The sequence below is a fragment of the Eikenella sp. HMSC071B05 genome (genome assembly GCF_001811325.1).
GTDB lineage: Bacteria > Pseudomonadota > Gammaproteobacteria > Burkholderiales > Neisseriaceae > Eikenella > Eikenella corrodens.
Window position 1 is genome coordinate 1 of record NZ_KV804538.1, and the last position, 367, is coordinate 367.

General features: G+C 51.8%; 1 pseudogene. It reads right to left on the reverse strand.

Annotated elements, in window-relative coordinates:
* Window positions 1-367, reverse strand: a pseudogene (locus HMPREF2796_RS00945) (calcium-binding protein); the annotation flags it as partial.

The following is a 367-nucleotide window of genomic DNA, read 5'->3' on the forward strand; positions in this document are numbered from 1 at the left end:
CGGTCATCGAAGGCAAATCGATAATACTGGAACTGGTAATCAAGGAAATAGTTGGGGATGCTGACTTGGTCGGCATTGCCGTAAGCTTGGATGATTAAGTCGTTCCCTTTGCGCGTGAATACGGCATTGGCGGCTACTGCTCCTTCGAAGCGCAAGGTATCGGTTTGGCTTTCGGCTTCGGCAAAATCATTTACCGTATCTTGTCCGTGGCCTTTGGCAAACAGATAGGTATCAGCACCGAATGTGCCTCCTTCTAATCGGTCATTACCTGTGCCACCGTCCAGCGTATCGTTACCGTAGCCGCCTTCCAACCGGTCACTACCTGCACCGCCAATCAGGGTATCGTTGCCGTTATCCCCAGCCAAGT